This window comes from Heyndrickxia sp. FSL W8-0496, assembly GCF_038007825.1.
Taxonomy (GTDB): Bacteria; Bacillota; Bacilli; order Bacillales; family Bacillaceae_C; genus Heyndrickxia; species Heyndrickxia oleronia.
This window is the reverse complement of record NZ_JBBOXX010000001.1, coordinates 1,739,528-1,751,832: the sequence shown is the minus strand read 5'-3', so window position 1 is coordinate 1,751,832 and position 12,305 is coordinate 1,739,528. Positions and strand designations below refer to the sequence as shown.

General features: G+C 35.3%; 10 protein-coding genes and 1 other annotated feature. Of the genes, 1 reads left to right on the top strand and 9 read right to left on the bottom strand.

All coding sequences use genetic code 11. The features are described 5' to 3' along the window. Nucleotides 1-61 precede the first annotated feature (61 nt). Together NST63_RS08800 and NST63_RS08795 are read right to left on the bottom strand one after the other, a co-directional pair. Complete coding sequence (locus tag NST63_RS08800) at nt 62-1,363, bottom strand: bifunctional folylpolyglutamate synthase/dihydrofolate synthase (RefSeq protein WP_212943382.1); 1,302 nt, start codon at nt 1,361-1,363, stop codon at nt 62-64. An 83-nt stretch (nt 1,364-1,446) separates the two neighbouring features. Continuing rightward, nucleotides 1,447-4,092 (bottom strand): valine--tRNA ligase, encoded by a 2,646-nt coding sequence (locus NST63_RS08795; protein ID WP_212943384.1) that lies wholly within the window; start codon nt 4,090-4,092, stop codon nt 1,447-1,449. Nucleotides 4,093-4,147: 55 nt separating this feature from the next. Continuing rightward, nucleotides 4,148-4,415, bottom strand: a binding site (T-box leader). A gap of 173 nt (nt 4,416-4,588) precedes the next feature. Here NST63_RS08795 and NST63_RS08790 point away from each other — a divergent pair. Further along, complete coding sequence (locus tag NST63_RS08790) at nt 4,589-4,780, top strand: hypothetical protein (protein WP_058002029.1); 192 nt, start codon at nt 4,589-4,591, stop codon at nt 4,778-4,780. Between the two features lie 64 nt (nt 4,781-4,844). Here NST63_RS08790 and ysxE read toward each other — a convergent pair whose 3' ends face one another. From ysxE to ccsA, 7 genes are all read right to left on the bottom strand, one after another. Next, complete coding sequence (gene ysxE / locus NST63_RS08785) at nt 4,845-5,861, bottom strand: spore coat protein YsxE (RefSeq protein ID WP_341041908.1); 1,017 nt, start codon at nt 5,859-5,861, stop codon at nt 4,845-4,847. Nucleotides 5,862-5,969: 108 nt separating this feature from the next. Then, a complete protein-coding gene (gene spoVID, locus NST63_RS08780) occupies nt 5,970-7,166 on the bottom strand; it encodes a stage VI sporulation protein D (protein ID WP_341041906.1) in 1,197 nt (398 codons plus the stop codon). Nucleotides 7,167-7,298: 132 nt separating this feature from the next. Continuing rightward, nucleotides 7,299-8,588, bottom strand: coding sequence for a glutamate-1-semialdehyde 2,1-aminomutase (gene hemL, locus NST63_RS08775; protein WP_341041904.1), 1,290 nt, complete (start codon nt 8,586-8,588; stop codon nt 7,299-7,301). A gap of 125 nt (nt 8,589-8,713) precedes the next feature. Next, nucleotides 8,714-9,691 (bottom strand): porphobilinogen synthase, encoded by a 978-nt coding sequence (gene hemB, locus NST63_RS08770; protein WP_058002025.1) that lies wholly within the window; start codon nt 9,689-9,691, stop codon nt 8,714-8,716. Next, on the bottom strand, nt 9,688-10,488 hold the full coding sequence (locus NST63_RS08765) for a uroporphyrinogen-III synthase (protein ID WP_212943387.1): 801 nt from the start codon (nt 10,486-10,488) through the stop codon (nt 9,688-9,690). The genes hemB and NST63_RS08765 overlap by 4 nt, the downstream gene beginning before the upstream one ends. Nucleotide 10,489: 1 nt before the next feature. Then, complete coding sequence (hemC, locus tag NST63_RS08760; RefSeq protein ID WP_212943388.1) at nt 10,490-11,419, bottom strand: hydroxymethylbilane synthase; 930 nt, start codon at nt 11,417-11,419, stop codon at nt 10,490-10,492. Between the two features lie 12 nt (nt 11,420-11,431). Further along, nucleotides 11,432-12,265, bottom strand: a complete 834-nt coding sequence (gene ccsA, locus NST63_RS08755) for a cytochrome c biogenesis protein (RefSeq protein ID WP_058002022.1) — start codon at nt 12,263-12,265, stop codon at nt 11,432-11,434. Nucleotides 12,266-12,305: the final 40 nt, after the last annotated feature.

Here is a 12,305-nt window from a genome sequence, read left to right as displayed (position 1 = left end):
AAGTCTCAATTTTATAAAATATTCTACCAAATTATAGTTAAATTGTCATTATATTTTCTCATTAATCCTTGTAGTTATTTTCTTTAATGATTATTCTTAAGTAGGGTTTCACTTCACTAATAAAGTATAATGAACCTGAAATGATTAGTACCTCATCACGCGTTAAAGTCATATAGACATTTTCAATTAATTCGCGCCAATTACTATTTACCTTAGCATTAGGAATAGGATATATTGACAAAAATTCCTCCGCTTCTGTTATTCTCGGTGAGTCGAATTGGGTAAAATATATTTTCGAATCAATACTTGCTAATGTTTTTAACATAGGCTTTAACTCTTTATCACGTAGGGCAGCAAAGACGATATGTCTTCTTTTATTCGGGAAATGTTCCTCTATGGTCTGGACAAGTGATAATACTCCTTCTGGATTATGAGCGCCATCCAGGATTACCACAGGCTTTTCACTGACCATCTCCATTCTTCCCGGCCAAAACGCTTTTTTTAACCCTTCTCTTATTACATGTTCAGGTATTTTCAAAAAATCAGCTGCAGTGATTGCTAATGACGCGTTTTCAACCTGGTGATATCCAAGCATTGAAATTTCGATATTTTTATAAAATGATACAGCTGAATGGTAGGAAAATTGTTCACCTTTTTTCAATGTTTTCACTTCATCTATCGCGAAATCTTTCCCACCTACCAAGAGCTTGGCTCCTAACAGTTTTGACTTTTCAATAAAGACGTTTAAAGCCTCTTCCTGCTTAGCCCCAGTTATAATTGGTGTATCTTTTTTTATGATTCCTGCTTTTTCAGTAGCAATTTCCTCAACCGTATTACCAAGAATATTCATATGATCCATTCCAATATTTGTAATAATGCTCATGATTGGAACTAGTATATTGGTTGAGTCTAATCTACCACCAAGTCCTACTTCAAAGATGTTAATATCCATTGGATTCATATTAGCAAAGTAATATATAGCCATCGCGGTAATCACTTCAAATTCTGTCATTGTTCCTAGTTCTGTTGTTTCAATCTCTTCGACTATAGGTTTGATGACGTTCACCAGCTGAATAATCTCTTCATCCTTTATTGGGGCACCATTTACACTTATACGCTCGTTAAACGTTTCAATGTAAGGTGAAGTAAATGTTCCGACCTTATAGCCCGCTTCATTTAAGATCGAACGAAGATAAGTAACCGTCGAGCCTTTTCCGTTTGTTCCTCCAATATGGATGACCTTTAATTTTTTTTCAGGAGATCCTAATTTTTCCATCATCCATTGCATTCGTTCTAAACCAGGTTTAATACCAAATCTTAATCTTGAATTAATCCAATGAATGGCTTCATCATACGTTTTCATTACGATTCCCTCTTTTTTCTACTGATGTAATAATAAAGAGGCTGCCTGTTTTTTTAGACAGCCTCTCACGGTTGATAATAACATTAATTTTGCTTTAATTCTTCTATTCTTGCTTTAACAGCTGCTTGTTTTTCTAAATAATCTTTTTCCTTTGCTCGTTCCTCTTCAACGACCTGAGCTGGAGCTTTGCTTGTGAATTTTTCATTACCTAGTTTCTTTTGTACTCTATCTACTTCTTTAGACCATTTATCTAATTCTTTTTCCAAACGTGCTATTTCTTCATCAATATTAATCAAACCTTCAAGAGGAAGGAATAGTTCAACTCCTGTTACAACAGCAGTCATCGCTTTTGCTGGTGTATCCATTTCAATATCCATGATTAATTCTTCCGGATTACAGAAACGTTCAATATAGGACTGATTCTTTGTTAAAACGCTTAGTACTTGTTCATCCTTTGCCTTAAGTAATAGTTTAATCTTTTTACTTAATGGTGTATTTACTTCTGCACGAATATTACGTACCGAACGAATGATTTCAACTAATAATTTCATTTCACCCGCTGCGGCCTCATCATGTAAATCATTGTTTTTCGTAGGCCAATTTGCTACCGTAATCGATTCACCTTGATGAGGTAGATTTTGCCAAATTTCTTCTGTAATAAATGGCATAAATGGATGTAAAAGACGCATCGTGTTATCTAAAACATACGCTAAAATAGAACGAGTTGTTTTCTTAGCAGTCTCGTCTTCCCCATAAAGTGGTAATTTAGCCATTTCAATATACCAATCACAGAAATCATCCCAAATGAAGTTATATAAAGCTCGACCCACTTCCCCAAACTCATACTTATCGGCAAGTTTAGTTACTGTTTCGATGGTTTCATTTAAACGAGTTAAAATCCATTTATCTGCAACTGATTTTTCACCATTTAAATCAATTTCATCAAAAGTTAATCCATTCATATTCATTAAGGCAAAGCGTGAGGCATTCCAAATTTTATTGGCAAAATTCCAAATGGATTCAACCTTTTCCATACTGAACCTTAAATCTTGACCTGGTGAGCTGCCTGTCGATAAGAAATACCGCAGTGAATCTGCCCCATATTTATCGATAACATCCATTGGATCAACGCCATTTCCAAGAGATTTACTCATCTTTCGACCTTGTTCATCACGAACAAGACCATGAATTAATACATCTTTAAATGGTATTTCGCCAGTAAATTCTTTCGCTTGAAAAATCATTCTAGCTACCCAGAAGAAAATAATATCGTAACCAGTTACTAATGCATTCGTTGGGTAATAACGTAGAAAATCTTTTGCCTCAGTATCGGGCCAACCCATAGTCGAGAATGGCCACAGTGCTGAACTAAACCATGTATCTAATACATCTGAATCTTGCTCCCAGTTATCAATATCAGTTGGTGGATTTGTATCAACATAGATTTCACCTGTTTCCTTATGATACCAAGCTGGAATTCGATGACCCCACCAAAGCTGGCGCGAAATACACCAATCACGAATGTTTTCCATCCATCGTAAATACGTATTTTCAAATCTTTCAGGTACAAAGTGAACTTTTGATTCGGATTTTTGTAATTCAACTGCTGCATCTGCTAATGGCTGCATCTTAACGAACCATTGTGTTGACAAATATGGTTCAACAACAGCACCACTACGTTCAGAATGTCCAACAGAATGCATATGATCTTCTATTTTAAAGAGTACATTTTCTGCCTGTAAATCTTTAACGATTTGTTTACGACATTCAAAACGGTCCATGCCTACATATTTACCTGCTTTTTCATTCATGGTTCCGTCTTCATTCATAACTAATATACGTTCTAAATTATGGCGGTTTCCAATTTCAAAGTCATTAGGATCATGTGCTGGAGTGATCTTAACTGCACCTGAACCAAATTCCATATCTACATAATCATCACCAACAATCGGTATTTCACGGCCTGTTATTGGTAAAATAACCGTTTTTCCGATTAAATGTTTATAACGATCATCATTCGGATGAACAGCTACAGCTGTATCTCCTAGCATGGTTTCCGGACGTGTTGTTGCAATCTCAATATGCCCTGAACCATCTGCTAATGGATAACGCATATGATAAAAAGCACCCTGTATATCTTTATATATTACTTCAATATCAGATAATGCTGTTTTGGTTGCAGGGTCCCAGTTAATAATATACTCCCCACGATAAATAAGTCCCTTTTTATAAAGAGTAACAAACACCTTTTTAACTGCATCTGATAATCCTTCATCTAGAGTAAATCTTTCGCGGGAATAATCTAAACCTAACCCAATCTTAGCCCATTGCTTGCGAATAAAAGCTGCATACTCCTCTTTCCATTTCCAAGTTTCTTCTACAAATTTTTCTCTTCCGAGATCATACTTTGATATACCATTTTCTCTTAATTTCGCCTCAACTTTAGCTTGTGTAGCGATTCCTGCGTGATCCATTCCTGGTAGCCATAATACATCATAGCCCTGCATTCTCTTCATTCTTGTTAGGATATCTTGTAATGTTGTATCCCATGCATGACCAAGATGCAATTTCCCCGTCACATTTGGAGGTGGAATAACGATTGTATACGGTTCCTTATTTGGATCGTCTGCTGCCTCAAAGAATTTTCCTTTTAGCCACCATTCATAGCGGTCCTTTTCTATGGCATTCGGATCATATTTGGTTGACATTTGTAATTCATTTGTTTCCATTTCTTTCTCCTCACTTTCAGTAAAGGGTACCAAAAAAATAAAAAACTCCCATCGTCAAAAGGACGAAGGGAGCGATTTTCGCGGTACCACCTTTTTTCACAGAAACAGCATTAATAGAACTATTTCTGGCACTTATGTAAGATAACGGCTCTTCGCCGGCTTCCATTACTCCGCTATGTTTCACAGAAGCTACTCATGGGTGACTTTTCCAATGTTCTCTCTTAGGAAATCTTTCAGCTATTGATTTCCCTCTCTGAAGAAGTATAATAAATACCTCTGATAAAGTAGTATCCCATTGTACTTTTCCCAATCACTGCATTTACATTTTGATTTATTTTTATTTATTATACTATCTAATTAATAGTCATCTCGTCAATTATTATTGCCCATTTTTTTAAAAAAATTCATGGATAATCATTCAATTTACACTCTGACACAGATTCGCCTATTAATCATACATTATTACTAAGGGGATCGATAAGAGGAAGGTGAAAGAATGAAAAAAAAATTTAATCAATATACATTACAGTCTTGGATGAAAACATTCAAAGGCATATGTAAACAACTAATTATTCCTTTTACTATCTTTCAAGCTATTCGAACCATTTTATTACCCACTGCATTTGATGTTTTGTTATTAGCAATATTTATTTTAATTGCCTTTGCATTTCAAAACGAATGGATCTAGATATTTGCTAAAAACAAATATGGGTTGGGGTGGTAAAATAACAATATAGACCCATCCTTAATAGCTAGGAAGGGTCTGTCTTTTGTTTATCTATTTCATTCATTCGCATAACCACATATTCTGTATTTTTTAATAGCCAATATTTTCTTTGAAGTTGTTTAACAAACTCCCATTCATTCTTTTTTGTTTTCTTCAAATAATATTCCTCAACTATTTGATGAATCGGACCTGGATATGCTAAATAGCCAAGAAATAAGTATTTTTCATCCTCTCGAAATGGAAAATGCGATAAATATGTGTTTAGCCAATCCACACACTCATCCATACGCTTCGGAAATGTATTTAATGTTCTAGCTAAGAATGGTAATAAATCATGTATTGGGGACAAGATATTTGATTGTTCAAAGTTAGAAAAATATCCATAGCCCCTCTCATCGTATAAAAAATGCTCTGTAGAAATTTTCCCATGAACAACGACAGTTCTTCCCTTTTCCTGATCCTTTGAAACCTCATACCATTTTTCAAGTTGCTCTTTTGAATATTTTGCAGCTCGAAAGATATCCTGATAGAATGTACAAAACATTAATTCAAATGGTGACATATACCACTTCTGTTCACTACGTTCTAAAAATTCTTCAAAAAACTCGGTTTCCCTTTCCCATTGCCAAACAGTTTGATCATAATGCTCTTTACGTTGTTCTTTAGAAAGTTGGATGTCCTTAACTGATAAAGTATGAAGCCTAGCCAACTCCCTAAACATTTTTTGATGTTTTTCATTTCTATCTTCTTTCTCTTCATTTGGTAGCCAAGGCATTAAGTAATATAAATCATTTTTATGGAGAACCCCATATCTCCCATCCATTGTAGGATAAATTGGCACAATCCGATTATATCCACGATGGTATAGCATTTGAACATTTTTTACAAAATCTGTACCCTTTTGTGGAGAGATTCTTTTTAAAGCAAAAACTCCTTCATTCGTAATAACTTTAAAGCTTTTTCCATATTTCTCGTAAAAATTAACATTTAAACCATATTGTTTAATAATCGTGTGAATATCTGTTTTTTTCGTCTTAGCCATCCTTTCACCTGCTTAACCCCTACGTATTGCCATTTTCATCATCTGAGAACATTTACATATAATCAACAACAGCGATTCACTAGGCTAGGAGTAAGAGCTAGACTTTAATTATTTTTTTGTAGCACTTACATATGAAGGAATATAGAGAACCTGCCCTTCATATACGTCTTGATTAATTTCTAAATGATTCATTCTTAATATTTGTTGAACACTAATCTCATATTTATTAGCTAAATAATCGAGGGTCTCCCCATTTTGAACGATAACCACTTTTAGCTTCGCTGCTTTATCATCTGCTTTCCTAGCAAAAAAATCAGCTAATGAAATAGATTCGTACTTCCCAAATTTCTTCTTTTTCTTTGTTTTACTTTGATCTTCTTCTTCAGGAGATTCATATTCTTCCTCTGCCTCTGACTGGGCAGATGGAGAGGATTCAATCTCATTGGTATCCTCATAATGTGCAGAGGATTCATTTCTGTGATCTCCAGAAACTTGAAGAAATTCCTCTTCTGATTCATTTACTATTCCTAGATTTAAAATAGGCTCTTCCTCTTTATTTTCTATCATTTCTTCATGATTTTCTGGTTCTTTCCTTGCTTCAATGACAAACGGTTGAAATAATTCTTCATCAACTTTAAAATCTACAAACTCTTCTTCGTTATTTTCCTCTTTTTCCTCCTCCTCAGGTTGTGGTTTTACTGGTAGTCCTCGTTCTAAATGGTATTCAGGTATTGATTCACTTTCTGTTTCAAACAATACAGGATCAACATTAACAGACTCTTCTGTATTATCTTCGGATTCGGTTTCCGAAACTTGTTTATTTACTTCTGTTTCTAATAATGATATCGGTATTTCTTGTTCATCACTTTCTTCCATTTCTTCATTGCGAATTCCAAAAATCGAAAGATCTGCAGTAAGTTTTAATTTACCTTTTTCCGGTAGTATATAGTCAAACATATCAATGCTTACATCGATATCTTCGAGTTGATTGATTCTATTCTTAGGTATCGTTACATCAACAGGAAAGCGATGTTCAAATTGATAAACACCATCATCTTCCCGATATTCAACCTGATGAACAAATTTTCCATGGAGATCTAATTCTTTTTCTTCGTACTCTTCTCCTCCCCCTTTGTATTCACCTTGCAGCTGTAAATTACCAATAATTTGTACATATTGCTCTTGTTCTTGAATGGTTATATGTGGATCTAATGAAATGGATAGAAGTTCATCAACTTCCTGTCCTTTTTTAAACCAAACATACTCCTCTAATGAAAATCGCAGTGACGATTGACTTTGTGACAAAGTGGATTCCTCCCTTCAATTCCAATAAAAACTAGCTATGTCATTTATATTTTTATGAATGAAATAAGAAGAATATGATTTTTTTAAATAAAAAAACCACATGATGGAAAACATCATGTGGTTTCAGATCCACTAACCTCTGATTGTCTTAAAGGTAGTTTCAACTGCTTTTATTGTTTTTTCAATATCCTCATCTGTATGGGCTGTCGATAGGAAAAGTCCCTCAAATTGAGAAGGTGGTAAGAATACACCATTATTTGCCATTCCTCGATAATACTCAGCAAATAACTGTAAATCAGAAGTTTTTGCTGTATCATAATTTATTACATCTTCATTTGTTAAGAAAATACCAATCATCGAACCAGCTCGATTGATTGTATGCGGAATTTCATATTTCACTGCAGCATTATGCAAACCTTGTTCTAGTTTGTCTGCTTTTTTAATAAATTCTTTATACGTATCCGGAGTCAATTGAACAAGTGTTTCATAACCAGCAGTCATTGCTAATGGGTTACCAGATAAAGTTCCAGCTTGGTAAACAGGACCACTTGGTGCAATCTTTTCCATGATTTCTGCCTTTCCACCAAAGGCACCAACAGGAAGTCCTCCACCAATTACTTTCCCTAAGCAAGTTAAATCTGGAGTGATCCCAAAATACCCTTGTGCACAATGATAATCAACACGGAAACCAGTCATAACCTCATCAAAAATCAATAATGATTCATACTGGGAAGTTATTTCTCGCAATCCTTCTAAAAATCCTGGCTGTGGTGGAACAACACCCATATTGCCTGCAACTGGTTCTACAATAATACAAGCAATGTCTTCTCCAAATTGCTGGAAGGCAGCTTTAACTCCCTCCAAATCATTATAAGGAACAGTAACCGTATTAGAAGCAACACCTTCAGGTACACCAGGGCTGTCAGGTAAGCCTAGTGTAGCTACACCTGATCCTGCCTTAATTAACAATGAATCACCATGCCCATGATAGCTTCCCTCAAATTTTAAAATCTTATTGCGACCTGTATATCCTCTTGCAAGCCTTAACGCACTCATAGTTGCTTCGGTTCCAGAGGAAACCATCCGAACAATTTCAATAGATGGTACACGTTCTTTTACTAGCTTTGCAAGCTTGTTTTCAGCTAATGTAGGTGCACCAAAGCTAGTCCCATTCTCAGCAACCTTCTTCAAGGCACTGACTACTTGATCATTTGTATGACCTAGTATTAGTGGTCCCCATGATAAAACATAATCAATATATTCATTTCCATCAATATCATATATTTTTGAACCTTTTCCCTTTTCCATAAAAATCGGATCCATATTGACGGACTTAAAGGCACGAACAGGACTATTCACCCCACCGGGCAAAAGTGTAATAGCTTCTTTAAATGCTTTCTTTGAATTTTCATAGGATCGCATCATATTAACCCCCATTTAGTTCGGATTGTTTTTCATTCTGCTTTTTCTTTTATGACAGTTTCTACCTGATAATTAAAGGAAAAAACAAGCAAAAATAACTAGAACAATGAAATAATCTTATTCAGTTATTCAGCTAACCATTTTGCAACATCTTTTGCAAAATAGGTAATAATTAAATCGGACCCAGCTCGTTTCATACTTGTTAACGTTTCTAGTACAATAGTCTTTTCATCGACCCAACCATTTTGTGCAGCCGCTTTTATAAGTGAATACTCACCACTCACATTATAAGCAACTACAGGAAGATTAAATTCATTTTTTACATCCCTTACAATATCAAGGTAAGAAAGTGTTGGCTTGACAATAAGAAAATCTGCTCCTTCTTCCACATCCGATTCAGCTTCTCTTAACGCTTCTAAGCGATTGGCAGGATCCATTTGATAGGTTTTTCGATCTCCAAATTGTGGTGTGCTTCCAGCTGCATCACGAAATGGACCATAGAATGCAGAAGCATATTTTACTGCATACGACATAATTGGAATATCCTCATAACCCGCTTCATCTAAGCCCTTTCTAATGGCCGCGACGAACCCATCCATCATATTTGATGGGGCAATAATATCTGCACCAGCCTCCGCTTGACTTACAGCTGTTTTTGCCAATAGATCAAGGCTAGGATCATTTAGAATTTTTCCATCTGCAATCACTCCACAATGTCCATGATCGGTATATTCGCAGAGGCAGGTATCGGCAATAATAATAATCTCAGGATACATCTTTTTAATCAAACGTGTGGCTTCTTGGACAATTCCATGATTGTGGAAAGCACCGGACCCTTCAGCATCCTTCTCATTAGGCACCCCAAATAACAAGACAGATTTAATGCCTAAAGCAACTACTTCATCCATTTCACCTTTTAACTGATCAAGGGATAGGTTGTAAATACCTGGCATAGATGAAATTTCCTTTTTAATATTTTCTCCTTCGACAACAAAGATTGGATAAATCAAATCATCAATATGTAAATGAGTTTCACGAACCAATGCTCTCATATTCGCTGAACTACGAAGTCTTCTATGACGTTTAAATTGCATGTCTTTCATTTTTTTTCCTCCTTAAGTTTCGCTAATTGACATAAGCTATCTAACATTGAATCTATAGTATACACCTCTGGGCTTGCAGCAACGGAAAAACCATATTGTTCAATTGCTTTTTTGGTTACGGCACCAATCGCAATAAATTCAATATTTTTTAGGGCATACTGCAATGAACAGGAGGTAACAACCTCCATAAAATGGTGAAATGTCGAAGGACTAGTAAAAGTCGCATAATCCAATTCCCTATCTACTAGTAATTGGACAAGCTTATCTCTACTTTTATATGGAAAAAAAGTTCGATACACAATCCATTCATCAACTAAAACTTTTTTTTCCTCTAGTCCATCAACAATCGTTCTACTAGCTAAATTGCCTTTCGCAATTAATATATGTTTAGTCGAGTGTTCCTTTTTTAGAAACTCAACAATAAAGTCTGCCGCACTAAATTGAGATGGATAGAAACCTACCTTAACTCCATATTTCTCTACAGCTTCCTTTGTTTTACTCCCAACGGCCGCAACATTATTTTTAATATCAGACGGACAAAAATTGGGATTTAAACGGGTACATTCTTCAAAGAAATAGTTAACACCATTTTGACTGGTAAATATGATCCAATCATATGAAGGCAGTTTTTGAACATATTCGCGAGCATGTTGATCATTATTTACTGTAAAATCAATCAGCGGGATGATAGAAGAGCTACCACCTTTACTTATAATTTTACTTGCAAGCTCCTCACCTTTCCTACCTCCCCGGGTAACCAATATTTTTTTGCCTGCTAGGGGCAAATCGTTAATCATCTTACTCTTGCTCCTGCTTAACTCGATCAATTAATTGTTTTGCGCCTTGTTCTGTAAGAATTGCAGCTGCCTTTTCTCCAACAATGACCGGGTCTTCGCCCATAACCGTTTCTTTATATATGATTTTTCCATTAGGATCAGCAACTAGTGCAGTTAAAGAAATTTGAGCATTGTCGGTAATTGTTGCATAACCAGCAATCGGAACTTGACAGCCACCCTCCATTTTATGAAGAAATGCCCGTTCTGCTGTTACTGTTTCCTTTGTTTCCTTAGATGTTAGCTTTAATAATTCATCGAGCAATTCTTTGTCATCTTCACGACACTCGATAGCTAATGCTCCTTGACCTACAGCAGGAAGACAAACCTCAGGCTCTAAGTATTCAGTTACAACATCACTACTCCATCCCATACGAGATAGACCTGCTGCGGCCAAAATAATGGCATCATATTCATCTGTCTCTAACTTAGCTAATCGCGTATCAATATTTCCACGGATCCATTTGATTTCTAAATCCGGACGCTCAGCTAGTATTTGAGCACTTCTACGTAGACTACTCGTCCCTACCTTTGCACCTTTCGGTAAATCCCTTAATGTCATATGTCCTTTGGAAATTAATACGTCACGGTGGTCTTCACGATGCGGAATACAGCCGATGGTAAGACCTTGAGGTAAAACTGCTGGCATATCTTTCATGCTGTGAACTGCCATATCAATTTCTTTATTCAATAATGCTTGTTCGATTTCCTTGACAAAAAGTCCCTTTCCACCAACCTTTGATAAAGTAACATCAAGGATTCGATCTCCTTTTGTTACAATTTCCTTTACTTCAAATTCAAAAGGGACACCTAGTTTCTTTAATTGATCTGCTACCCAATTGGTTTGCGTTATTGCTAACTTACTTCTACGTGATCCAATAATAATTTTCCTCATTATGTAATCCTCCTATGAATACCAAAAATGAAACGCGGATAATCGGCTAACTAAAAAGAAATTGATAAGTACTACAAGAAATGCTGCAATATTCCAAAGTGCAATGGATTTTCCAAACATATTTCTCCGCTCTCTTAAATAAAGAATAAGACTGTATATAATCAGGATAATAAATGATCCAATAATTTTTGAATCATACCAATGAAATACGGATAGTTTAATAAATGCCCACTGGAGTCCTAAAATCAAACTCAATATAAGCATAGGAACACCAATAACATTTAATACGTATGACATCTTTTCAAGCTTAGATAAATCATTTAGTCTCCATAGCCTGTGGCCCCATTTTTTTTGCTTCAGCAACTTATACTGAAGTAAATAGAGAGACGAAAAAACAAATGAAAACGAAAATGCCGCATAAGATAGAATAGCCATTGTTATATGAATAAATAATAATTCAGATACTAATCTTTCTGAAACTGCCGTACTCTGTGTATGTACAGGTGCAAATGTATGTATTGCCATAAAAATAAAACCAATAATATTCGTAAAGAAAACTGTAAAATCTACTCTTAATATTTTATTTATTATAAGTGATAAGGTTAGTAATACCCATGCATAGAAATAAATCCCCTCAAATAATGAAAGGACAGGGAATCTTCCTGTTCGAAATACGTACATAAACAAAAAAATTGTTTGAAGAGACCAAACAATTGCAAGTAACCAATAAGCGAGCTTGTTCGCCTTCTGATTTTGATGTTGAAAATCATTAAAATATAAAAGGATACTAATCGCATATAATACAATCATTACTTCATGAAGCCTCGACATGACCATATCAAACATAAGAAAATTCAACCTTTCTCAAGAAAAGAATAAGAGATTG

Coding starts and splice junctions, on each gene's coding strand:
- hemB (WP_058002025.1), bottom strand. CDS start 9,691: ATGAAAGACATGCAATTTAAACGTCATAGAAGACTTCGTAGTTCAGCG.
- NST63_RS08765 (WP_212943387.1), bottom strand. CDS start 10,488: ATGATTAACGATTTGCCCCTAGCAGGCAAAAAAATATTGGTTACCCGG.
- NST63_RS08800 (WP_212943382.1), bottom strand. CDS start 1,363: ATGAAAACGTATGATGAAGCCATTCATTGGATTAATTCAAGATTAAGA.
- ysxE (WP_341041908.1), bottom strand. CDS start 5,861: ATGGCTAAGACGAAAAAAACAGATATTCACACGATTATTAAACAATAT.
- NST63_RS08795 (WP_212943384.1), bottom strand. CDS start 4,092: ATGGAAACAAATGAATTACAAATGTCAACCAAATATGATCCGAATGCC.
- hemC (WP_212943388.1), bottom strand. CDS start 11,419: ATGAGGAAAATTATTATTGGATCACGTAGAAGTAAGTTAGCAATAACG.
- hemL (WP_341041904.1), bottom strand. CDS start 8,588: ATGCGATCCTATGAAAATTCAAAGAAAGCATTTAAAGAAGCTATTACA.
- NST63_RS08790 (WP_058002029.1), top strand. CDS start 4,589: ATGAAAAAAAAATTTAATCAATATACATTACAGTCTTGGATGAAAACA.
- ccsA (WP_058002022.1), bottom strand. CDS start 12,265: ATGTTTGATATGGTCATGTCGAGGCTTCATGAAGTAATGATTGTATTA.